The organism is Rhodococcus sp. 2H158 (genome assembly GCF_053764755.1).
Window position 1 is genome coordinate 1 of record NZ_JBSNCE010000021.1, and the last position, 21,679, is coordinate 21,679.

At 70.6% G+C, this 21,679-nt stretch carries 20 protein-coding genes; 16 read left to right on the forward strand and 4 right to left on the reverse strand.

Going from position 1 to position 21,679, the window contains the following annotated elements; all coding sequences use genetic code 11:
* Nucleotides 1-174: 174 nt before the first annotated feature.
* Entirely contained in the window at nucleotides 175-837 is a 663-nt protein-coding gene (locus tag ACWPOB_RS19915) for a CoA transferase subunit B (protein WP_455401859.1), read from the reverse strand.
* Nucleotides 834-1,601, reverse strand: a complete 768-nt coding sequence (locus tag ACWPOB_RS19920; RefSeq protein ID WP_100057671.1) for a CoA transferase subunit A — start codon at nucleotides 1,599-1,601, stop codon at nucleotides 834-836. Before ACWPOB_RS19920 ends, ACWPOB_RS19915 begins: the two co-directional genes overlap by 4 nt.
* Before the next feature lie 203 nt (nucleotides 1,602-1,804).
* Here ACWPOB_RS19920 and ACWPOB_RS19925 point away from each other — a divergent pair, with 203 nt between their 5' ends.
* On the forward strand, nucleotides 1,805-2,587 hold the full coding sequence (locus tag ACWPOB_RS19925) for an IclR family transcriptional regulator (RefSeq protein ID WP_100057670.1): 783 nt from the start codon (nucleotides 1,805-1,807) through the stop codon (nucleotides 2,585-2,587).
* A 60-nt stretch (nucleotides 2,588-2,647) separates the two neighbouring features.
* On the opposite strand, the gene ACWPOB_RS19930 is transcribed toward ACWPOB_RS19925, so the two are convergent.
* A complete protein-coding gene (locus tag ACWPOB_RS19930) occupies nucleotides 2,648-3,685 on the reverse strand; it encodes a phosphotransferase family protein (RefSeq protein WP_100057669.1) in 1,038 nt (345 codons plus the stop codon).
* A gap of 350 nt (nucleotides 3,686-4,035) precedes the next feature.
* Here ACWPOB_RS19930 and ACWPOB_RS19935 point away from each other — a divergent pair, with 350 nt between their 5' ends.
* The 14 genes from ACWPOB_RS19935 (at nucleotide 4,036) to ACWPOB_RS20000 (ending at nucleotide 18,462) form a co-directional block, all read left to right on the forward strand.
* Complete coding sequence (locus ACWPOB_RS19935) at nucleotides 4,036-4,875, forward strand: enoyl-CoA hydratase-related protein (protein ID WP_100057668.1); 840 nt, start codon at nucleotides 4,036-4,038, stop codon at nucleotides 4,873-4,875.
* A complete protein-coding gene (locus ACWPOB_RS19940) occupies nucleotides 4,862-5,896 on the forward strand; it encodes a phosphotransferase family protein (RefSeq protein WP_455401860.1) in 1,035 nt (344 codons plus the stop codon). The genes ACWPOB_RS19935 and ACWPOB_RS19940 overlap by 14 nt, the downstream gene beginning before the upstream one ends.
* Before the next feature lie 34 nt (nucleotides 5,897-5,930).
* A complete protein-coding gene (locus tag ACWPOB_RS19945; RefSeq protein ID WP_100057667.1) occupies nucleotides 5,931-7,124 on the forward strand; it encodes an acyl-CoA dehydrogenase family protein in 1,194 nt (397 codons plus the stop codon).
* Complete coding sequence (locus tag ACWPOB_RS19950) at nucleotides 7,121-8,218, forward strand: acyl-CoA dehydrogenase family protein (RefSeq protein WP_455401861.1); 1,098 nt, start codon at nucleotides 7,121-7,123, stop codon at nucleotides 8,216-8,218. Before ACWPOB_RS19945 ends, ACWPOB_RS19950 begins: the two co-directional genes overlap by 4 nt.
* 49 nt (nucleotides 8,219-8,267) lie before the next feature.
* Nucleotides 8,268-9,926, forward strand: a complete 1,659-nt coding sequence (locus ACWPOB_RS19955) for an AMP-binding protein (RefSeq protein WP_455401862.1) — start codon at nucleotides 8,268-8,270, stop codon at nucleotides 9,924-9,926.
* Between the two features lie 17 nt (nucleotides 9,927-9,943).
* Entirely contained in the window at nucleotides 9,944-10,795 is an 852-nt protein-coding gene (locus ACWPOB_RS19960; protein ID WP_100055647.1) for an acyl-CoA thioesterase, read from the forward strand.
* Nucleotides 10,792-11,451 carry an HAD family hydrolase gene (locus ACWPOB_RS19965; RefSeq protein WP_455401863.1) on the forward strand — a complete coding sequence of 220 codons (660 nt, stop codon included), beginning with the start codon at nucleotides 10,792-10,794 and terminating at the stop codon, nucleotides 11,449-11,451. Before ACWPOB_RS19960 ends, ACWPOB_RS19965 begins: the two co-directional genes overlap by 4 nt.
* A gap of 28 nt (nucleotides 11,452-11,479) precedes the next feature.
* The gene (locus tag ACWPOB_RS19970; protein WP_455401864.1) at nucleotides 11,480-12,112 is read left to right on the forward strand and encodes a nucleotidyltransferase; all 633 of its coding nucleotides are present in this window, start codon (nucleotides 11,480-11,482) and stop codon (nucleotides 12,110-12,112) included.
* The gene (locus ACWPOB_RS19975; RefSeq protein WP_100055645.1) at nucleotides 12,109-12,381 is read left to right on the forward strand and encodes a BON domain-containing protein; all 273 of its coding nucleotides are present in this window, start codon (nucleotides 12,109-12,111) and stop codon (nucleotides 12,379-12,381) included. Before ACWPOB_RS19970 ends, ACWPOB_RS19975 begins: the two co-directional genes overlap by 4 nt.
* The gene (locus tag ACWPOB_RS19980) at nucleotides 12,378-13,091 is read left to right on the forward strand and encodes a metallophosphoesterase family protein (protein WP_050034595.1); all 714 of its coding nucleotides are present in this window, start codon (nucleotides 12,378-12,380) and stop codon (nucleotides 13,089-13,091) included. Before ACWPOB_RS19975 ends, ACWPOB_RS19980 begins: the two co-directional genes overlap by 4 nt.
* A gap of 547 nt (nucleotides 13,092-13,638) precedes the next feature.
* Nucleotides 13,639-15,039, forward strand: a complete 1,401-nt coding sequence (locus ACWPOB_RS19985) for a CitMHS family transporter (protein ID WP_455401865.1) — start codon at nucleotides 13,639-13,641, stop codon at nucleotides 15,037-15,039.
* Between the two features lie 43 nt (nucleotides 15,040-15,082).
* On the forward strand, nucleotides 15,083-16,360 hold the full coding sequence (locus tag ACWPOB_RS19990) for a CaiB/BaiF CoA transferase family protein (protein ID WP_455401866.1): 1,278 nt from the start codon (nucleotides 15,083-15,085) through the stop codon (nucleotides 16,358-16,360).
* 309 nt (nucleotides 16,361-16,669) lie between these two features.
* Nucleotides 16,670-17,509, forward strand: a complete 840-nt coding sequence (locus tag ACWPOB_RS19995) for an HpcH/HpaI aldolase/citrate lyase family protein (RefSeq protein WP_455401867.1) — start codon at nucleotides 16,670-16,672, stop codon at nucleotides 17,507-17,509.
* A gap of 155 nt (nucleotides 17,510-17,664) precedes the next feature.
* Nucleotides 17,665-18,462, forward strand: coding sequence for an HpcH/HpaI aldolase/citrate lyase family protein (locus ACWPOB_RS20000; protein WP_100055643.1), 798 nt, complete (start codon nucleotides 17,665-17,667; stop codon nucleotides 18,460-18,462).
* A gap of 176 nt (nucleotides 18,463-18,638) precedes the next feature.
* Here the strand turns inward: ACWPOB_RS20000 and ACWPOB_RS20005 are convergent, their stop codons facing one another.
* Entirely contained in the window at nucleotides 18,639-19,655 is a 1,017-nt protein-coding gene (locus tag ACWPOB_RS20005; protein ID WP_100055642.1) for an NADP-dependent oxidoreductase, read from the reverse strand.
* 161 nt (nucleotides 19,656-19,816) lie between these two features.
* Here ACWPOB_RS20005 and ACWPOB_RS20010 point away from each other — a divergent pair, with 161 nt between their 5' ends.
* Nucleotides 19,817-21,541, forward strand: a complete 1,725-nt coding sequence (locus ACWPOB_RS20010; protein ID WP_455401915.1) for an AMP-binding protein — start codon at nucleotides 19,817-19,819, stop codon at nucleotides 21,539-21,541.
* Nucleotides 21,542-21,679: the final 138 nt, after the last annotated feature.

Consider the following 21,679-nt stretch of genomic DNA (forward strand, 5'->3'; position numbering starts at 1 on the left):
CCGGCCTTGGCGAGGGCACCGGCGATGGCGACCCCGCCGAGGTCCGAGCCGGAGAAGTCCTTCAGGGCGCCCTGCAGACGCCCCATCGGGGTCCGGGCTCCGGCAACGATGACAGAACTGGTCACGATGGGGTCTCCGATCTTGTTGTCGGGCAGTGGTGTTCGACTACGTATCTCAGACGAGTTCGTCGATGCGGAGCTCGAGCGGGGCCGCGGTGGCCGCGAGGACCTCGTCGACGGTGACGCCCGGAGCAAGCTCGCGTAGCGCGAGGGTCCCGTCGCCCACGACGTCGATCACCGCGAGGTCGGTGATGATCCGGTCGACGACGCCCTGGCCGGTGAGGGGCAGGGAGCACGTGTCGACGATCTTCGAATTGCCGTCGCGGTCGGTGTGTTCCATGACCACGATGACGCGGCTGGCGCCGTGCACCAGGTCCATGGCGCCGCCCATGCCCTTGACCATCTTGCCGGGAACCATCCAGTTGGCCAGGTCGCCGGTCCGGGAGACCTGCATGCCGCCGAGCACGGCGGTGTCGATGTGCCCGCCGCGGATCATGCCGAACGACAACGCCGAATCGAAGAATGCGGCACCGGGATTGACGGTGACCGTCTCCTTGCCCGCGTTGATCAGGTCCGGGTCGACGTTCTCCTCGGTCGGGTACGGGCCGGTGCCGAGGATGCCGTTCTCCGAGTGCAGCGTCACCTGCACGTCCGGCGGAAGGTGGCCGGGGATGAGCGTCGGCAGCCCGATGCCCAGGTTCACGTACTCGCCGTCGATCATCTCCGCGGCCGCGCGGGCCGCCATCTGGTCTCGGGTCCATCCCTTGGTGCCGGTCATCGTGCCGCCCCTTCCGTTGCCTGGACTGTCCGCTTCTCGATCCGCTTGTCCTGCGGACCGGTTTCGACGATGCGCTGCACGAAGATTCCCGGCAGGTGCACCTGCGCGGGATCGAGCTCACCGGGCTCGACGAGTTCCTCGACCTGCGCGATCGTGACCTTCCCGGCCATCGCGGCCAGCGGGTTGAAGTTCATCGCCGTCTTGTCGAAGATCAGGTTGCCGGCGGTGTCGCCCTTGACCGCGTGCACCAGCGCGAAGTCGGCGGTGATGCCCTCCTCCATCACGTACCGCTTGTCGCCGAAGGCCCGGGTCTCCTTCGGCGGGGAGGCCACGGCCACCGAGCCGTCGACGTGGTACCGCCACGGCAGTCCGCCGTCCGCGACGGGGGTGCCGACACCCGCCGGGGTGAAGAACGCGGGGATGCCGGCGCCGCCGGCGCGCAGCCGCTCGGCGAGGGTGCCCTGCGGGGTGAGCTCGACCTCGAGCTCACCGGCGAGATACTGGCGGGCGAACTCCTTGTTCTCCCCGACGTAGGAGGCGGTGACCCGGCGGATCTGCCGCGCGTTCAGCAGCAGGCCCAGGCCGTGGTCGTCGACGCCGCAGTTGTTGGAGAACACCTCGAGATCGCCGACGGCGGACTCGACCAGCGCGCGGATCAAGGCGTCGGGGATGCCGCACAATCCGAACCCGCCGACGGCGATCGTCGCGCCGTCGGACACGTCCGCGACGGCGGCCGCGGGCGTGTCGAACACTTTCGTTCCCATCACAGACCCCTTCTCGAGACTTCGGTCCCTCCGGACCCCGGTGCAGGATGCGTTCATTCAATGGACGATGACGCATCGGTCGAGTACCACTACATGCTCTGTGTTTGCCGATTTCAAGGCCTTGCGAGCGGCGTATTCGAGATTGCTCGCCCATCGGAACGCCGATTTCTACGGCGTTCACTGAGTGGACGTATTCTCGTGTCATGGAGGAGGCGCAGAGACCGCACGTGATCGGCCGCGTCAGCGCGCTGCTGCGCGCGATCGCCGGGCACGAGCCCACCGGCTCGTCGACCTCGGATCTGGCCCGGGCGACGAACCTCGCGCGCCCGACGGCGCACCGCCTGCTGACCTCGCTCACCGACGAGGGACTCGTCGACCGCGACCCGAAGACCGGTCGATGGTCGCTGGGTCCCGAGCTGTACCTGCTCGGTTCGCTGGCGGCCGGCCGCTACGACATCACCGACCTCGCCCGCGACATCCTGCGCGACCTCGCACGGGAGACCGGCGAGAGCGCCTTCCTGTCCGCCCGGCGCGGGGACGAGACCGTGTGCCTCGCCAGCGAGGAGGGCAGCTTCCCGCTGCGCTCCCACGTCCTCCACGTCGGGATCCGGCTGCCCCTGGGTGTCGCCTCCGCGGGGCTCGTCATCCTGTCCCACCTGTCCGACCGCGACATCGACGAGTACCTGTCCCGCACCGATCTGACCGCCGGGTGGGGGCTCGACCACAGCCGGCAGGCCGTCGAGGAACGGATCGCCGCGACGCGCCTGGCCGGCTACTCCACCAATCCCGCCCTGCTCGTAGAGGGAAGCTGGGGGATGGGGGCCGCCGTCTTCGACCACCGGGACGCACCGGCCTGGGCGCTGAGCATCACCGGGGTGGAGAGCCGTTTCCGCGACGACCGCCGTCCCGAACTCGGGGAACTGCTGCTCCGGCAGGCGCATCGCCTCACCCAGTTGCTGCGCCACCGCCCCCGGCGATCCGGGTGAGGCCGATCGTCCGGACACGGACCCGGATCGGGCTTCCGCACCGCCCGCACGCGCGTCGCGTCAGCCCGGCCCTCGCCTCGTGAGCACCTCGCGGGCCATCTCGGCCAGCTGCGCCGGACGGTGTGCGAGGGCGTCGATGTCGACCTCCTGATCGCCCATCGCGCCGGCGCGGAACCTCGCCGCCACACCCTCCGCGATGGCTGCGAGCTTCCACAGCGCGAAGGCCTGGTGATAGCGCAAGTCGTCGAGGTCACGCCCGGTCGTGTCGGCGTAGCGGGAGACGACCGTGTCGACGTCGAGGAAGCCGTCGGCGGGATCGGGCGCCCAGCCGATCACGTCGGCCGACGCCCAGGTGGCGGTGAGCCACCCGAGGTCGGCCATGACGTCGCCGATGGTCCACAGCTCCCAGTCCAGAACCGCCCGCACCTGCCCGTCGGTCCCGATCAGCAGATTGCCCGGCCGGAAATCGCCGTGCACCAATCCGGTCCACCGTTCGGCGGGCAGCTTCCGGGTCAGGAGCTCGTGGACGTCCCACACGGGCCCGGGACCGACACCGCCGGCGGTGAGCTGACGGCTCCAGCGCCGCAACTGGCGCTCGAGGTAGCTGCCCGGTCTGCGCAGTTGCGCCAGCGGTCCGGTCGTGGTGTCCACCGCGTGGATCACCGCGAGGGTGTCCACGATGCTGCGGGAGGCGGCCGGTCGGTTCGGCCGGGGGATCGCGGCGACCGTCTCGGCATCGTCGAGGACGATGCCGTCGACGTGTTTCATGACGTAGAAGTCCGCCCCCGTCACCGAGTGGTCGGTGCAGCAGGCCAGCACCGGCGGCACCGGCACCGGACTGCCGGCGAGCAGGTCGAGGATGCGCCACTCCCGCACGACGTCGTGGGCGGAGGAGAGCAACTCCCCGGTCGGCGGCCGGCGCAGGACCCATCGCGTCCCCGCCTCGTCACGGACCCGGTAGGTGAGGTTGGACCGGCCTCCGGTGATCAGTTCGAAGTGCAACGGTGGTGCGACGTCCGGGAGGTGCTCGACGAACCACGCGGTGACGCGCGCTGCGTCGAGGCCGATCGGCTCGCTCGCGGCATTCACCTGAGCCATCGCGCCCTCTCTGCTCGTGCGAATTCGGTGCGGATCCTTCATGCTTACTCGTCTCGCGCACCGATCGGTACGCGCCGTGCCGGACCGCCGGGACATTCGGGGCACCGTCCACGCGCCCCAGGCACCGTCGAGCCCTGACCGGGTCTTCCACCCGCCGGCGACCCGGGACTCGGGGATCGGGCAAGCCCCGTCGAACCCGCGCCGGCCGTGGCCCGGGCCGCCTGTCCCCGGTCACATCGGATGGTCCGAGCGATTGACATCACACCGCCTCGGGCGCAAACTATGCAAGCGCTCAGCAACTTGAATCTGACGTCAAGTTACGTGACTCCCTGCTGTGAAGGAGCACCCGGATGACCGACGCACCCGCCGCGGCGACCCGCGGCGTGGCCACCACCGACGACCTGGTCCTGACCGAGCGGCGCGGACCCGTCGCCCTGCTCACCCTCAACCGGCCGGCCAAGCTCAACGCCTGGAGCAACGCCCTCGAGGACCGCTACTTCGACCTGCTCGCCGAGGCCGACGACGACCCGCAGGTGCGGGCCGTCGTCGTCACCGGTGCCGGCCGCGGATTCTGCTCCGGCGCCGACCTCGACGACCTGCGCCACGTCGCCGACGCGTCGGACGATGACCTGATGCGGCCGCGCCCGCGCGACTTCCCGCTGCGGGTCCACACACCGCTCGTCGCCGCGATCCGCGGACCCGTCGCGGGACTCGGCCTGGTCGAGGCCCTCTACTGCGACGTCCGCTTCGGCGACGCCACCGCCCGGTTCACCACCGCGTTCGCGCGCCGCGGGCTCATCGCCGAGTACGGCATCAGCTGGCTGCTGCCCCGCGTCGTGGGCCACAGCCGCGCCACGGACCTGCTCCTGTCGAGCCGTACGGTCGACGCGGACGAGGCCCACCGGATCGGCCTGCTCGACCATCTCGTCACCAGCGGCGACGTCGTCGACGCCGCCGTCGCCTACGCGACCGACCTCGCCGCGCACTGCTCGCCGCGGTCGATGGCGACGATCAAGAAGCAGCTGCGCGACGACGCCGACCGGTCCTACCCGGACGCGCTCGCCGCCGCGGACCGCTTGATGCGCGAGGCCTTCCGCGGTCCCGACGTCGCCGAGGGCGTCGCCAGTCACCTCGAGCGGCGCGCCCCCGCGTTCGCCGCCCTGCCCGGGAGTGCCCATGCCCCTGCGTGAAACCGTCGGCATCGACCCGGACGCGATCCTGCGCTGGTTCGGCGACCTCGGCATCGAGCACACCGCGCCGCTGACCTTCGACCGCATCGGGCTCGGACAGTCGAACCTGACCTACCTGGTGCAGGACGGCGACGGCCGCCGGTGGGTGCTGCGGCGACCGCCGCTCGGGCACCTACTGGCGTCCGCGCACGACGTCGCGCGCGAGGCCCGCATCCTCTCCGCGCTCGAGGGCACCGACGTGCCGACGCCGAAGGTGTTCGGGCTCACCGACGATCCGGCATTCAGTGACGTGCCGCTGGTGCTCATGGAGTTCGTCGACGGACAGGTGGTGGACCGGATGTCCGTCGCCGAATCCCTGACGCCGGAGCGCCGCCGCCGGATCGGGCTGTCGCTCGCGCGGACCCTCGGCCGGATCCATGCCGTGGACCTCGAACGCACGGGGCTCGACGCCCTCACCCGCCCCAAGCCGTATGCGGAGCGGCAGCTGCACCGCTGGGCCGGCCAGTGGGAGAAGTCGAAGACCCGCGAGCTGCCCGAACTCGACGACCTGACCCGCCGGCTCCTGGCCGCCGTGCCGCCACAGCACGAAATCGCCTTGGTGCATGGTGATTTCCACCTGCGCAACGTCATCACCTCGTACGAGGGCGGTGACGTCGTTGCCGCGCTGGACTGGGAACTGTCCACCGTCGGCGACCCCCTCGCCGACGTCGGGTCGCTGTTCGCGTACTGGCCCGAGCCGGGGGAGGACACCGGCGGCGACTTCCCCGCCTCCACCCTCGAGGGCTTCCCGAGCCGCGCCGAGCTCGCCGCCGTCTACCTGGACGAGACGGGCCGCGACCCGGCGGCGCTGAAGTTCTGGCACGCGCTGGGGCTGTGGAAGGTTGCGGTGATCGCGGAGGGCGTGATGCGCCGCGCCCTCGACGAACCGCAGAACAAGGCCGCGGCCGGCACTCCCACGGTCGCGCGCATCGATGCTCTCGTCCACAAGGCCCGCGAGATCGCCGACGAAGCCGGCATCTGACGCCCCCACCACCCTCGAAACGCAGGAGACGACGATGTCCCCCGACGAGCAGACGACCTCGCGCGACCTCTCCGGGCGCGTGAAACACCTTCTGGACCAGCATGATCCGAGCACTACCGGGCCGGAAGACTTCCTCGGCGCACGGTTCGACGCGGGTCTCGCCTGGGTGCACTTCCCGCCGGGTCACGGCGGACTCGGCCTGCCGCAAAGCCACCAGGCGCAGGTCGAGGCCGAACTGGCCGCCGCCGGAGCGCCCCGGCCCGCCGCCGGCCGCAACGGCATCGGCCTGGGCATGGCCGCGCCCACCATCGCGGCGTTCGGCACCGAGGAGCAGAAACGCCGGTTCCTGCGTCCCCTCTACACCGGACGGCACATCTACTGCCAGTTGTTCAGCGAGCCCGGCGCCGGCTCCGACCTGGCCGCCGTCGCGACCCGCGCGGTCCACGACGGCGACGACTGGATCGTCAACGGCCAGAAGGTGTGGACATCGGGCGCGCAGAACGCGCAGATGGCGATCCTGGTGGCCCGCACCGACCCGAGCGTGCCCAAGCACGCCGGCCTGACGTACTTCCTGCTGGACATGAGCGATCCGGGCATCGACGTGCGGCCTCTGCGGCAGATCACCGGCGAGGCCGAGTTCAACGAGGTGTTCCTCACCGACGTGCGGGTACCCGACGCCAACCGGCTCGGCGACGAGGGGCAGGGCTGGCGCGTCGCCACGACCACCCTCAACAACGAACGCGTCGCGATCGGCTCCGGTGCGCCCCGCGAGGGCGGCATGATCGGCAAGGTCGCCGCGACGTGGCGCGAGCGTCCCGAGCTGCGCGACCCGGCGCGGCACGACCAGCTGATGCGGCTGTGGGTGGAGGCGGAGGTGACCCGGCTGACCGGCGAACGCCTGCGCCAGCAGCTCGCCGCGGGCCAGCCCGGTCCGGAGGGCTCCGGCATGAAGCTCGCGTTCGCCCGCCTCGCCCAGACCGTGTCGGGATTCGAGGTGGAGTTGCACGGCGAGGACGGCCTCCGGTACGACGACTGGACCATGCGCCGGCCGGAGGCGGTGGACTTCACCGGCCGCGAACCCGGATACCGGTACCTGCGCGCCAAGGGCAACTCGATCGAGGGCGGCACGTCGGAGATCCTGCGCAACGTCGTCGCCGAGCGGGTGCTCGGACTGCCGCCGGAACACCGTGTGGACAAGGACATTCCGTGGAAGGACCTGGCCCGATGACCGACCTGCTGTACTCCGACACCGAGGACGCCCTGCGGGACAGCGTCCGTCGTGTGCTCACCGATCGCTGCCCACCGTCCGTCGTGGTGACCGCGTACGACGCCGCGCCCGCCGACTTCTCGGGCGTGTGGAAGACGGTCGCCGCCGAACTCGGGCTGGCGGGGCTGCTGGTGCCCGAGTCGCTCGGCGGCGCCGGCGCGAGCACCCGCGAGGCCGCGGTCGTCATGGAGGAGATCGGCCGGGCCGCCGCGCCGGTGCCGTACCTGTCGAGCGCGGTGCTCGCCACCGTCGCGCTGCTGCGCGCCGGCGACACCGGGACCGTGCCGGCCCTCGCGGAGGGCGCCGCGACCGGCGCCCTCGTAGTCCCGCTGTCGACGGCGCCGGACGCCGCGATCACCGGGGTGCGTCGCACGGCCGACGGCCTGACCGGACGGGTCACCAGCGTCGCCGGGGCACACGAGGCCGACGTGCTCGTCGTCCCCGTCGCGGGGCCGGACGGCCTCGAACTGCACACCGTCCGGTCGGACGCCGCCGGCGTCACGGTGACCCCGGTGCTGTCGCTGGACATGACCCGGCCGATCGCCGACGTCGAGTTCGCCGGGGCCGCCTCCACCCGCGTCGACGGCGGCGACGCGGCCGCCGCGGTGACCGAGGCGCTGCAGTGCGGGGCGGTGCTGCTCGCCTCCGAGCAGCTCGGGGTGGCCCAGTGGTGCCTCGAGACCACCGTCGCCTACGTCAAGGAGCGCCGCCAGTTCGGCCGCGCCGTCGGTTCGTACCAGGCGATCAAGCACCGGCTCGCCGATCTGTGGCTCGAGGTGGGCGCGGCGCTGTCGGCCGCCCGGTACGCGGCCGACGCGTACGCACGCGGCGACGACGACACCGCGATCGCGGCGGCGGTCGCCCAGTCCTACTGCAGCGACGTCGCCGTCCACGCCGCCGAGGAGTGCATCCAGTTGCACGGCGGCCTCGGCATGACCTGGGAGTACCCGGCGCATCTCTACCTCAAGCGGGCCAAGGCCGATCAGCTCGCGCTCGGCGTCCCGTCCCGGCACCGCGCCCGGCTGGCGGACCTCGTCGGCCTGCCGGTCTCGTGACCGAAACGATTGCGCTGCAACAACACACGAAAGGACAGGTGCCGCCACGATGAGCTGGTACGACGACAGGCCCTGGATGGCCCAGTACGATCCCCGGGTGGCCGAGGTCGGACCCGTCCGGCGACGGACCACGCTCGAGGTGTTCGCCGACGCCGTCGCCGCCGCGCCGGACGGGCCGGCGATCACGTATCTCGGTGCGACGCTGACCTATCGGGAAGTCGACGAGCTGACCGACGGCGTGGCGGCCTACCTGCTCGAACACGGCTTCCGCAGGGGCGACCGGCTGGCCGTGTACCTGCAGAACGTGCCGCAGTTCGTCCTCGCGCTGTTCGGCGCGTGGAAGGCCGGCGGCGCGGTGGTGCCGCTGAACCCGATGTACAAGGACGAACTCGACCACATCCTGACCGACGCCGGCGTCGTCGCCGTCGTGTGCGGCGAACAGGCGTGGGCGGACCGGGTGGCGGAGCGGGCCGCCGGGGCGGGCGTGACGATCGCGCTGACCGCGAGCGAACTGGACCTGCAGACCTGGAACGACGAGCGGCTCTTCGCGGGCGTCGAGCGCCGCCGTACGCCGGGCGTCCCCGACCTGCTCGAGGTCGCCCGCGAGTGGGCGGGCCGCCCCGTCCCCGATCCGGGCCTGGTCCCCGACGACATCGCGCTCGTCTCCTACACGTCCGGGACGAGCGGACTACCCAAGGGTGCCACCAACACCCACGCGAACCTCACCGTGAACTGCGTACTGCTGCGCCTGTACGACGAGATTCCGGCGGGTTCGCCGATCTTCGCTCTCGCGCCGCTGTTCCACATCACCGGGATGGTCGTCCAGTTGCTCACCGCGGTGGATCTGGCCGGGCCGCTGGTGCTGGCCTACCGCTTCGACGCCGGGGTGGTGCTCGACGTCCTGAAGCGGGAGCGGCCCGCGTTCATGGTCGGCCCGTCGACCGCGTACATGGCGCTGCTGGCGCATCCGTCGTTCTCGTCGGACGCATTCGAGTCGCTCCTGACCCTCAACTCCGGTGGCGCGCCGCTGCCACCGGCCATCGTCGAGCGCTTCCGCGAGCGGACCGGCCTCTACATCCGCAACGGTTACGGCCTGACGGAGACCAGCGCGCCCTGTGTCGTCGTGCCCTCCGGTCGCGAGGCACCGGTGGACCCGGACTCGGGCACCCTGTCGATCGGCCTGCCGCTGCCCACCGCGATGGTGCGCATCGTCGACGAGGACGGCAAGGACCTCGGACCGGGCGAGGTCGGGGAGATCGCCGTCGAGGGTCCCATGGTCGTCCCCGCCTACTGGAACCTGCCCGAGGCCACCGCCGAATCCATCCCGGGCGGGCGGCTGCTGACCGGTGACGTCGGCTTCATGGACGCACAGGGTTGGGTGTACGTGGTCGACCGCAAGAAGGACATGATCAATGCCTCCGGGTTCAAGGTCTGGCCCCGCGAGGTGGAGGACGTGCTCTACCGGCATCCGGCGGTCCGCGAGGCCGCGGTCGTCGGCGTGCCCGACTCCTACCGCGGCGAGTCGGTCGCTGCATTCGTGAGCCTGCGCCCGGACCAGGACGTCGACCCGGACGAGCTGGTGGCGTGGTGCCGCGACCGGCTGGCCACCTACAAGGCCCCGCGGTCGGTCGAGATCCTGGACGAGCTGCCCAAGACCACCAGCGGGAAGATCCTGCGCCGCGAGATGCGCAGGGTCGCGTCGTCCTGACCCGAGGAGGGAAACACGTGCCGAGCATCGACGAGGTTCTGGGCCTGCGCGAAATCGCCCCGGCGACGTTCCGCGCCGACCCGGTGCCGACCGAGATGGAGCGGACCTTCGGCGGCCAGGTCGCCGGGCAGGCGCTCGCCGCGGCGGCACGCACCGTGCCGCCCGCGTTCGGCGTGCACTCGGTGCACGGGCACTTCCTGCGCCCCGGCCGGCCGCTCGACCCCACCGACTATCGGGTGGACGCCGTGCGGGACGGCGGCAGCTTCCGCACCCGGTACGTCACCGCGGTCCAGGACGGCGAGACGGTGTTCACCCTGACCGCCTCGTTCCACCGCGGCGACGACGGGTACACCCATCAGGCGGCCATGCCGGCGACGGCCGGACCGGAAGAGATCGCGGAGAGCGGGCGGCCGTGGGCCGCGTGGTACGACTTCCCGGAATGGGACGACTGGGAGCGCCGCTGGCTCCCTGCAGACGAGGCCACCCCCGACGTGCCGTCGCGCCGGCGGCTGTGGATACGGCACCGCACCCCCCTGCCCGACGACCCGGTCCTGCACGCCTGCGCCCTGACGTACTGCAGCGACATGGCGCTGCTCGACATCGCCGTCCTACCGCATCCCGACAGGCCGATCCAGGGGGCGTCCCTCGATCACGCCGTGTGGTTCCTGCGGCCGTTCCGGGTGGACGAATGGCTGCTGTTCGATCAGGTGTCGCCGTCGTCCGAATCGGGGCGCGCCCTGATCCAGGGACAGATCTTCGACACGGCCGGACGACTGGTCGCCGCCGTCGCGCAGGAGGGCATGGTGCGGTTCCACACCGAGCGCGCCGCGGCGGTCGGCGCCGGACGCGCGGAAGGGCGGGCGGAATGAACCGCGCTGCACCCACCTCCGACCGCACCGCCGTCCTGGTCGACTTCGGCGGAGTGATCACCACGAGCGTGTTCGCCGCGTTCGAGGAGTTCGGCGCGGCGCTCGGCGATCCGGGACTGCCGCTGCGGCTGCTCGGCGGCGACCCGATCTCGCGCGGGCTGCTCGCCGAGCACGAGTCGGGGCGCATCGACGCGGAGGAGTTCGAGCAGGGCTTCGCCGAGCGGTTGCGCGCCCACGGGGCGGCCGTGACCGCGGAGGGACTCGCCGCCCGGATGCAGGCCGGGATGCGGCGCGACGACCGGACGGTGGCCCTCGTCGACGACCTCCGGGCGGCCGGGGTGCCGGTCGCGTTGGTGTCCAACGCCTTCGGCCGGGACTGCTATGCCGGCTTCGACCTGGCCGCGCTCGCGGACGAGGTGGTGATCTCCGCCGAGATCGGCATCCGCAAGCCGTCGCGCCGCATCTACGCCCTCGCGTGCGAGCGGCTGGGGGTGGCTCCCGAGCAGGCCGTGATGGTCGACGACCTGCAGCAGAACCTCGACGGGGCGGCGCGGATCGGCATCGCCGGCGTGCTGCACACCGACGCCGACACCACCCGCCTCGAGCTCGCCGAGCGGTTCGGCTTCGTGACGGGACGAGTGCCCGGTCAGGTGTGAGCCGTCGGCGCGCGGGTACCCGCCACCCATGACCAACGCACAGCCCCACAGCCCCGACGCCGCGACGGTCGACGTCGCGGGTTCGCCGGACGAGTCGGTCAAGGAGACCCAGCTGCTGCAGGTGCTGACCAAGGCGGCGAACACCCTCAACGAAGCCGGGGTGCGGTTCGCGGTCGGCGGTGGCTGCGCGGTGTACGCGCGCGGCGGGCCCGCGTCCGACCACGACGTGGACCTGTTCGTCCGCCCCCGGGACGTGGACGCCGCGCGGGAGGCGCTCGTCGCCGCCGGCATGCGTCCCGTCGATCCGCCCGAGAACTGGCTGAGCAAGGTCTACGAGGGGGAGCATCTCGTGGACCTGATCTTCCGCCCCAACGACCGGGACGTCGACGATTCGATGCTCGCCCGCGCCCAGTGGATGCGCATCGGCCCGACCGCGGCGCCGGTGATCAGCGGCACCGACCTGATGAGCGACAAGCTCAACGTGCTCGACGCGCACCGCTGCGACTTCGCGCCGCTGCTGCGCATCGCCCGCGCCCTGCGCGAGCAGGTGGACTGGGGCCAGGTGGCCACCGCCACGGCGGCGTCGCCGTACGCCCGCGCCTTCCTCGGCCTGCTCGCGGACCTGGGCATCATCGAACCCGGCTCGGAGGTCCCGCGATGAGTCACGAACACCCGGAGCAGGATCACCCGCAGTATGTGGTGGCGCACCTGCACCGCGCCCTGGCCGAGGATCCCCGCACCGCCGAACAGGGCGTGCGCGTCACGATCCGCGGCGCAGACGTGTACCTGACCGGCGAGGTCGCCAGCGCCGCGCGCCGCGACGCGCTGACCGTGGTGGTGCAGGAACAGCTACCGGACGTCACCGTCCACAACGACGTGCACGTGGTCGACTCGCGCGACCCCGGAACCTCGGTGGAGGAACTGCGATGAGGATTGCCGCCGTCGGCGACGTACACCTGGCCGAGGACGCCCGCGGCCATCTGCGGCCCGCCCTCGAACACCTGCACGAGCATGCCGACGTGCTGCTGCTCGCCGGTGATCTCACCCGGCACGGCACCGTCGACGAGGCGCGCGTCGTCGCCGACGAGTTCGGCGACCTGCCGGTGCCCGTCGTCGGCGTGCTCGGCAATCACGACTACCACAGCGACGCCGCGGACGAGATCACCGAACTGCTCCGCGACCGGGGCATCGTCATGCTCGAGGGTGAGTCGGTCGTCCTCGAGGTGGACGGGGCGCGGCTCGGCGTGGCGGGGACCAAGGGATTCGGCGGGGGTTTCGCGGGCAAGTGCGCGAGCGCGTTCGGTGAGCCGGAGATGAAGCAGTTCGCCGGGCACACCGTGGAACTGGCCGACAGGTTCCGCAGCGCCGTCGCGGAGCTCGACGGTGCCGACGTCCGCGTCGGGCTGCTGCACTACTCGCCGATCAGCGACACCCTGCGCGGCGAACCCGCCGAGATCTACCCGTTCCTCGGGTCGTATCTGCTCGGCGAACCGGTCGACGAGTTCCACCTCGACCTGGCCGTGCACGGGCACGCGCACGCCGGGTGCGAGCGCGGCACCACCCCGGGCGGCGTGCGGGTCCGCAACGTCGCGCAGCCGGTCATCCGCACCGCCTACGCGGTCTACCGGTTCGAGAACTGATCGAGCTCGGCCGGTTGCGGGGTGGCCCGGCCGGCGCGCGGCCGCCCGCGCGAGCCCTTCGGAACTTCGTGTAGTTCGTAGATGACTCACCGGACCGCCCGGGGAGCTGCGGGACCGTCGTTCGTCACCGGCATCGCCATCCCCGCAAGGGGAGGGCCCCAGCTCGCACCGAGGGGTGCAACCGGCTCGTCAACCCCGTCGAATGCAGCGTCTGCGGCTTCCGAAATCGAGAGAACTCGGCCCGTCGGATACGCCTCCACCGACCCGTACCCAGCGGGCCGCCGCACGTCGGACTTCATGCTTATTGCCCGGACAGAGCGGAAGAACCACTGTTCCCGCCTGGAACGGGTTGGTGAACCCGGCGGTGCTTCGGCCCGCCGCCGACGCGGTGAGCGGTGAAGACTGCTGCCACCACAATGACCAGAACCTCCTCAACGAACACATCGTCCTCTACGAACGCAAGCGTGACTGTGAGCGACGGCACGGTCGACACTTCAAGTCATCGCGACCACAACGTGATCCCAAGAAGTCCGGACGAGGAGTGGCAATGCTGGTAGTACTCGGCTTTCTGATGGTCGGGGTGTTCATGTTCCTGATCATGACCAAACGGGCCACCCCCGTCGTCGGACTGATCTCCGTCCCGGTCGCCTTCGGCGTCGCGGCGGGTGCCGGCCTGGGGATCGGCGACATGATCACCGACGGACTCCAGGCGCTCGCACCGACGGCCGCCCTGTTGTTCTTCGCGATCATCTTCTTCGGGATCATGATCGACGTCGGGTTGTTCGATCCGCTGGTGAGGCTGATCCTGCGGCTCGTCCGGGACGACCCGATGCGTCTGGTCCTGGGCACCGCGGTCCTCGCAATGGTGGTGTCCCTCGACGGGGACGGGTCGACGACGTTCATCATCGTCACCTCCGCGCTGCTGCCGCTCTATCTGAAACTGAAGGTCAGCCCGGTGGTCCTCACCGTGGTCGCCGGTCTCGCGAACGGCGCGCTGAACATCATCCCCTGGGGCGGGCCCACGGTGCGGGCCGCGTCTGCGCTCAACATCTCACCGTCCGACGTGTTCGTGCCGATGGTGCCGTCGATGATCGTCGGTCTCGTCGTGGTGCTGCTGTTCGCCGCGCACCTCGGGCTGACCGAACGCCGTCGGATCGGCAAGCTGGTCCTCACCTCCGAGCCCCTGCTCGCGGGCGCCGGCGTCGGGGTCGGGGTCGGCGGTCGGGGCCGCGTCACCGGCGGCGGTAGCGGGGACGGGCCCGGCGTATCCGGTGGTGCCGGTGACCGCGGCGAGGGCCTTGTCGACGGTCTCGATCCGCAACGTCCCACTTTGCGCCCGAAGCTGTTGTGGTTCAACGGTGCCCTCACCGCCGGCCTGCTGGTGGTGCTGGTGATGGATGTGCTGCCGATCCCGGTGTTGTTCATGGTCGCGGCCGCGATTGCCCTGGCCGTGAACTTCCCCCGCGTCAAGGACCAGCAGGAGGCCATCACCCGGCACTCGTCGAGCATCGTGTCGGTGGTGGCGATGGTGTTCGCGGCGGCCGTCCTCACGGGCGTGTTCCAGGGCACCGGCATGGTCGAGGCGATGGCCCAGTGGCTGCTCGAGATCATCCCGCCCTCGCTGGGACCGCACCTGGCCGTGATCGTCGGCATCCTGAGCCTGCCGTTCACCTTCTTCATGAGCAACGACGCCTTCTACTTCGGCATCCTGCCGGTGCTGTCCGAGACCGCGTCCACCTACGGAATCGCGCCGGTGGAGATGGCCCGTGCCTCCATCACCGGGCAGACGTTCCACATGCAGAGCCCGCTGGTGCCGGCCATCCTGCTGCTGGTCACCCTCGCCGGCGTCTCCCTCGCCGACCACCACAAGAAGGTGCTGTGGCGAGCCGCGGCGGTGTCGCTGTCGATGCTGGTAGTCGGCGTCGCGCTCGGACACATCCCCTTCTGAGCGCACCGCACCCTCCCGCCCCGAACCCCGCCGAGGAGTACCGATGACTCAGCACGTAGACGAGGATGCGACAACCTCCCACCCCACCACGGGTTCCACCGACACCGCCGACACGGCGCAGCACGTCCGGGGCCCGTTGCACGGGATCCGCGTCGTCGACATCAGCACCGTGTACGCCGCCCCGATCACCGCCATGCTCCTCGGCGACTTCGGCGCCGAGGTGATCAAGGTCGAACACCCTATGGGCGACCCCGCCCGGACGCACGGGGTGAACAAGGACGGGCACGGATTGTGGTGGAAGGTCATCGCGCGGAACAAGAAGTGCATCACTCTCAATTTGAGTACCCCTGAGGGCCAACAGATTCTGCGTGATCTCCTGGTCGACGCCGACGTGCTGGTGGAGAACTTCCGTCCCGGTGTGCTCGAGAAGTGGGGGCTCGGCCCGGACCGGTTGCAGTGCCTGAACCGGGGACTGATCACGTTGCGGGTCACCGGATTCGGGCAGTCCGGACCCTATGCGGAGCGGCGGGCATTCGGCACCTTGGCGGAGGCGATGAGCGGCTTCGCGCACCAGACCGGTGCGGAAGACGGCCCCCCGACGCTGCCCCCGTTCGGTCTCGCGGACGGCGTCGCGGGTATCACCGGCGCGTTCGGGGTGGTGACCGCGCTGTATCACCGCGACAGCCCCGAGGGACACGGCCGAGGCCAGGTCATCGACCTCTCCCTGCTCGAGCCGCTCGTCGGGATCCTCGGACCCGGCCCGAGCGCCTTCGACCAACTCGGCACGGTCGCCGGCCGTCAGGGTAATCGTTCCCCGAACAACGCTCCCCGCAACACCTACCGCACCAGTGACGGCCGGTGGGTCGCCGTCTCCGCCAGCGCCACCTCCGTCGCCGAGCGAGTCATGCGCCTGGTCGGTCGACCGGACATCGTGGACGAACCGTGGTTCCGCTCGGCGGGGGACCGGAGCAGGAACGGCGACCTCCTCGACGACGCCGTGGCGAAATGGGTCGCCGCCCGCCCTCTCCACGAGGTCACGGCCGAGTTCGAACGGGCCGGTGCCGCCCTCGCACCCATCTACGACGTCGAGCAACTGATGAACGACCCGCATGTCGTCGCCCGCGAGTCCATCACCACCGTCGACGACGAGGACCTCGGCCCACTGAAGATGCAGAACCTCGTGCTCCGCATGCTGCGCACACCCGGCGCCATCCGGTTCCCCGGCCGCCGCCTCGGCCAGGACAACGACCGCGTCTACCGGGAATGGCTCGCCCTGGACCCCGACCGCATCGCCGAACTGCGAGGAAAGGGGGTGCTGTAGTGGATGGAAGCGATCGGTTCGCCTCCGGACACAACGACAGGCTTCTCGGCAAGGTCTCGGGTGCGGACGCGGTGATCCTCGACCGGGAAGACGCGGTGCCTCCGGAGCACAAGGCAGCCGCCCGCACCCGGACGCTGCAGCCGACCTCGACGCCGTTGCAGAACTTGTTGACACCGGCACCATCCGAGCCGGCACTCGACCGTGCGGTCACCACCTGCTGCCGACCGACCGTGCCCGAGAATCCGACACCCTCGCGAATCGATGAATCCGCCCCGAACCCCGTCCCATTCTGCTGAGGAGTCCCACGCCGTGCACACCCCGATCATCCGTTCCGAACCGATCGACGCCGCGTATGCCCGATCATGGCTTCTTGTGCCGGCCAACCGGCCGGAGTCGTTCACCCCGGCCGCGTTGTCCGCCGCCGATGCGGTGATAGTCGACCTCGAAGATGCCGTCGTGCCAGCCCAGAAATCGCGGGCACGAGAGGCACTGGCGACCTGGTTGAGCGACGGCGCTCATGCCTGGGTCCGGATCAACGACACCACCACCCCCTTCTGGGCCGACGATGTCGCGTTCCTGTCCGGCCTGGAGGGCGTCGACGGGGTGATGCTGGCCAAGACCGAAACCCCGCATCAGATCGAGGCCACGGCCGAACATCTGCCGCCGGGCACCCGGATCATCGCGCTGGTGGAAACCGCCCTGGGCATGGCCGCGGTGCAGGACATCGCTCGTGCCCCCGCGACCTTCCGGCTCGCGTTCGGCAGTGGAGATTTCCGCCGCGACACCGGGGCCCATGCCACCTTCCTGGCGATGGTTTATGCGCGAAGCCAACTGGTGATCGCCAGCCGCGCCGCCGCCCTGCCCAGCCCGATCGACGGACCGACGATCGGGCTCGAGGGAACCACGCTCGTCGAGGACACCGAGCACGCGGCGGAGATGGGACTGACCGGACGTCTGTGCATGCACAGCGAACACGCCACGGTCGTCAATCGGGTTCTCTCACCGACCGACGCGGACATCCTGTGGGCGCGAGAGGTCATCGACACACTCGGCGAGCACGGAGAACACGTCAGCGCCGGCAGTGATCTGCCGCGGCTGGCCCGCGCCCGACGCATCACCGACCTCGCCGCAATCTACTCGGTGAGATAACCACGCATTCCCGGCCACCAGCACGGCAGGCCCGCGCCGGCGCCGGTCGCCCGCTCGGCCACGAGTCGTCGACGCCACCACCACCCCACGACCCTGGGACCACGAGGACACTCGGCCGCCCTCCTCGACGCACTGAAAGCAAAGGATAGGTTGTAATGGAGCGAAGTTATCTGTTCGCACCCGGACACAACGAAAAGCTGCTCGCCAAAGTCTTCGGCGCCGGCGCAGACGCGGTCATCCTCGACCTCGAGGACGCGGTGCCACTGGACTGCAAATCGGCCGCACGCACGAACGTCGCCACCGTTCTCGCCGCCCACCCCGCCTGGGTGCGAATCAATGCCGCCGGAACTGGACTGGCGAAGGCTGACCTGGCGGCCGTCGCAGCCGTGGCCCGCGGCATCCGCATCCCCAAGGTGGAGTCGGTCGAGGACGTTCGCTGGGTGGCCGACAAGGCGCCCGGCACGCCACTGATCTGTGCGATCGAAAGCGCCAAAGGTGTGGCGAACGCGATCGCGATCGCCGCCGAGCCGACTGTCGAGCATCTCGCCCTCGGCGGAATCGACCTGCAGAAGGACCTCGGAACCGACAATGGCGACACCGCCCTGCACTACGTGCGATCCCACCTGGTCATTGCCTCCCGCGCGGCGGGAATCGAACCTCCCATCGACAGCGTGTATCCGCACCTCGACGACACCGACGGACTGCGCCGCCAGGCTCGGGCGAGCCGTTCGCTCGGATTCTTCGGCAAATCCGCGATCCACCCTCGCCAACTGCCGGCCATCCACGCCGAATTCAGTCCCCGCGAAGAAGAGTTGCGGTGGGCACGAGAGGTCGTCGCGGCATTCGACCACGCGAACGGCGCCGCTCTGCGCCTACCAGGAGGCGAATTCGTCGACCTTCCCGTGGCCGAGCGGGCGCGCAACATCCTGCGGTTGGCCGAAGTGCTCTCCTGACGTGTTGCCCAGCCGCGCTCCTCGTCGCGCGAGTGCCCGCCGTCGACGATGACGGTCTGGACCGGGATGCAGCCGGTCATCCGCACCTCCTACACGGTCTACCGGTTCGAGAAACTGATCGCTGGCGGCCGGTCGCGGGGTGGCGGGTCCGACGCCCGGCCACCCCGCGCGAGCCCTCAGGCGTCGGCGGTCATCTTCAGCACGAGCTTGCCGGTGTTCGCGCCGTCGAACAGCATGTTGAGCGTGCGCCCGAAGGCCTCGGCGCCGCCGCTCTCGACCTGCTCGCGGGTGACCAGTTCGCCGCGGCGGATCCACTGCGACACCGCGGCCATGCCCTCGGGGAAGCGGTCGAGGTAGTCGAAGACGATGAACCCGGCCATGGAGGCCCGGTTCACCAGCAGGGACAGGTAGCGTGACGGCCCCGGCTGCGGGTCGGTCGCGTTGTAGCCGGAGATGGCACCGCACAACACGACTCGCGCATTCTTGCGCAGCACGGCGAGCGCCGAGTCGAGCGTCTCACCGCCGACGTTGTCGAAGTAGATGTCGATCCCGTCCGGCGCGGCGGCGTGCAGCGCTCGGCCCACGGAACCGGCCTTGTAGTCGATGGCGGCGTCGAAGCCCAGTTCGTCGGTGAGCCACGCGCACTTGTCGGGCCCGCCGGCGATGCCGATGACGCGACATCCGCTCAGTTTGGCGATCTGCCCGGCGATGCTGCCGACGGCCCCGGCGGCGCCCGAGACGAGCACGGTGTCGCCCGGCTTCATCCGCCCGACGTCGACGAGCCCGAAATATGCTGTCATGCCGGGGAATCCGAGGGCACCCAGCCACACCGGCGGGGCTGCGAGGGATTCGTCGACCGGGACGACGCCGCTACCGTCGGAGACCGCGTAGTCGCACACCCCGAAGTGTCCCGAGACGAGTTGCCCCTCCTTGTAGTCGTCGTGCCGGGATTCGTGTACCCGGCCGACGGCATGGGCGCGCATGATCTCGCCGATCGCGACCGGCGGGATGTACGAACGGACGTCGTTCAGCCACCCCCGCATGGCGGGGTCGAGGGAGACATACTCGACGCGGACGGTGAACTCGCCGTCGGCGGGCCGCGGAACGGGTGCGGTGGTGGTGTCCCAGGTGGACTCGTCGGGGCGGCCGACCGGTCGTCGCGCCAATCGGACCTGCTTGTTCACGGACGCCATGCGTATTCCTTTCGGCAGCGGAACGTCTACTGCGGTGCGGTGATTCGGACTCTTCGAGAGAATCCCGGGCAGTTGAATCCGACACCGGATTCAACTATACATGGCGGGTGACCGGGATCACCCCGGCCGTCGCCGGATGCCCCGAGAAACGGAAGGTCGACATGACACGCCAGCTCGACACGGTCCCCACCGATTCCGATGCGCTCGAGGCCGCGCTCGCCGAGATCCGGCGGGTGCAGGAGGCCCATTGGCCGCCGGAGGTGCCGCGCACGGTGGAGTACCCGATCGAGGGTCGCGGGCTCGTGGACTACCTGCGGCACTGGGCGAGCGTGCGTCCCCACGCACCCGCGATCGAGTTCTACGGTCGCACCGTCGGCTATGCCGAGTACGACGACCTCTCCGACCGCTTCGCCGGCTGGCTGCTCGCCCGCGGCGCCCGGGCCGGCGACCGCGTCGGTGTCCACCTCGGCAACTGCCCGCAGTTCCACGTCGCGATGCTCGGGATCCTCAAGATCGGCGCCGTCCATGTGCCCGTGAACCCGATGCTGCGCGAGCACGAACTCGCCCACGAGCTCGCCGACGCCGGCGTCACGATCCTGCTCACGCAGCCCGAACTGCTCCCGCTCGTGGAAGCGGTCCGGCCGCGCACCCCTGTGCGGCACGTCGCCGTCACCGCCCTCGGCGACATGCTCGCCGGTGTGGCGCCGGGGGAGGTGCCACCGCCCTTCCCGGTCGCCGATCCCGCCGTCGGCGACTGGGCGGGCATCGTCGACAGCCCCCGCGCACCCGCCGTCGCGACCGATCCGGACGCGCTCGCCGCGCTGAACTACACCGGTGGCACCACCGGCATGCCGAAGGGCTGTGAGCACACCCAGTGGCACATGGTCTACACCGCCGCCGCGGCCACCGTCGGCGGCGGCCGCCGGGTGGGGGAGACGACGGTGGTGCTCAACTACCTGCCCATGTTCTGGATCGCCGGCGAGGTCTTCGGCATCCTCAATCCCCTCGTCAACGGCGGCACCGTCGTGCTGATGACCCGGTGGGACGCGGACGCCGCGCCGGCCCTCGTCGAGCGGCACGGCGTCACCAGCACGGTCGGCACCGTCGACAACTACGTGGAGCTGATGGACGCGCCCGGCTTCGCCGGCAGCCGCGCCGCCAGCCTCGACAACGCCATGGCGGTGTCGTTCGTGCTGAAGCTGGATCCGGCGATCCGCCGGCGGTGGCGCGACGCGACCGGCCACACCCTGCGGGAGGCGAGCTACGGCATGACCGAGACGAACACCGCCGACACCTTCACCCTCGGCTTCCAGGACGGCGACTTCGACCTCGAGAGCGAGCCCGTGTTCTGCGGCCTGCCGGTGCCGGGCACCGACATCCTGATCGTCGACGAGACGGGCGCTCCGGTGCCGGTCGGCGCGACCGGGCAGATCATCGTGCGGAGCCCCTCGGTGACGACCGGGTACTACCGCAACGCCGAGGCCACCGCGGACTCGTTCCAGGGCGCCTGGCTGCGCACCGGTGACGTCGGCCGGTTCGACGAGCGGGGCGCGCTGCACTACCTCGCCCGCAACAAGGAGATGATCAAGACCAACGGCATGAGCGTCTTCCCCGCCGAGGTCGAGGCGCTGCTGCGCATGCATCCGGACGTCGCGACGGTCGCGGTGGTCCCCAAGTCCGACCCGGACAGGGGACAGGTCGCGTTCGCGTTCGTCCAGCCGGTCTCCGGCGCGGCCGTCACGGCCGAGGGGCTCGAGGCGTGGGCGCGGGAGAACATGGCCGGTTACAAGGTGCCGAGCGTCGAACTCGTGGCTGCGCTGCCCATGACCGCCACCGGCAAGATCCGCAAGGGCGACCTGTTCGCGCGGGCGGAGGAGCGCAGCTAGAGCGGGCCGGAGCCGGGCGGGGAGGGCGCAGCGCAGCTTCCCCAGCCGACTGCAATGATTGGTAGGCTAACCAAACCAAGGATAGCCTGAGCTATCTTCTTGTGCGATCGATCCATCCGCGGCTGCGGCCCCAGAGCA

What these genes read in the sequence shown, in the direction of transcription:
- ACWPOB_RS19970 (WP_455401864.1), top strand. Translation starts at nt 11,480, where the DNA reads ATGACCAACGCACAGCCCCACAGCCCCGACGCCGCGACGGTCGACGTC.
- ACWPOB_RS19965 (WP_455401863.1), top strand. Translation starts at nt 10,792, where the DNA reads ATGAACCGCGCTGCACCCACCTCCGACCGCACCGCCGTCCTGGTCGAC.
- ACWPOB_RS19915 (WP_455401859.1), bottom strand. Translation starts at nt 837, where the DNA reads ATGACCGGCACCAAGGGATGGACCCGAGACCAGATGGCGGCCCGCGCG.
- ACWPOB_RS19975 (WP_100055645.1), top strand. Translation starts at nt 12,109, where the DNA reads ATGAGTCACGAACACCCGGAGCAGGATCACCCGCAGTATGTGGTGGCG.
- ACWPOB_RS19940 (WP_455401860.1), top strand. Translation starts at nt 4,862, where the DNA reads ATGCCCCTGCGTGAAACCGTCGGCATCGACCCGGACGCGATCCTGCGC.
- ACWPOB_RS19930 (WP_100057669.1), bottom strand. Translation starts at nt 3,685, where the DNA reads ATGGCTCAGGTGAATGCCGCGAGCGAGCCGATCGGCCTCGACGCAGCG.
- ACWPOB_RS19955 (WP_455401862.1), top strand. Translation starts at nt 8,268, where the DNA reads ATGAGCTGGTACGACGACAGGCCCTGGATGGCCCAGTACGATCCCCGG.
- ACWPOB_RS19980 (WP_050034595.1), top strand. Translation starts at nt 12,378, where the DNA reads ATGAGGATTGCCGCCGTCGGCGACGTACACCTGGCCGAGGACGCCCGC.
- ACWPOB_RS19990 (WP_455401866.1), top strand. Translation starts at nt 15,083, where the DNA reads ATGACTCAGCACGTAGACGAGGATGCGACAACCTCCCACCCCACCACG.
- ACWPOB_RS20000 (WP_100055643.1), top strand. Translation starts at nt 17,665, where the DNA reads ATGGAGCGAAGTTATCTGTTCGCACCCGGACACAACGAAAAGCTGCTC.
- ACWPOB_RS20005 (WP_100055642.1), bottom strand. Translation starts at nt 19,655, where the DNA reads ATGGCGTCCGTGAACAAGCAGGTCCGATTGGCGCGACGACCGGTCGGC.
- ACWPOB_RS19945 (WP_100057667.1), top strand. Translation starts at nt 5,931, where the DNA reads ATGTCCCCCGACGAGCAGACGACCTCGCGCGACCTCTCCGGGCGCGTG.
- ACWPOB_RS19920 (WP_100057671.1), bottom strand. Translation starts at nt 1,601, where the DNA reads ATGGGAACGAAAGTGTTCGACACGCCCGCGGCCGCCGTCGCGGACGTG.
- ACWPOB_RS19950 (WP_455401861.1), top strand. Translation starts at nt 7,121, where the DNA reads ATGACCGACCTGCTGTACTCCGACACCGAGGACGCCCTGCGGGACAGC.
- ACWPOB_RS19985 (WP_455401865.1), top strand. Translation starts at nt 13,639, where the DNA reads ATGCTGGTAGTACTCGGCTTTCTGATGGTCGGGGTGTTCATGTTCCTG.
- ACWPOB_RS20010 (WP_455401915.1), top strand. Translation starts at nt 19,817, where the DNA reads ATGACACGCCAGCTCGACACGGTCCCCACCGATTCCGATGCGCTCGAG.
- ACWPOB_RS19925 (WP_100057670.1), top strand. Translation starts at nt 1,805, where the DNA reads ATGGAGGAGGCGCAGAGACCGCACGTGATCGGCCGCGTCAGCGCGCTG.
- ACWPOB_RS19935 (WP_100057668.1), top strand. Translation starts at nt 4,036, where the DNA reads ATGACCGACGCACCCGCCGCGGCGACCCGCGGCGTGGCCACCACCGAC.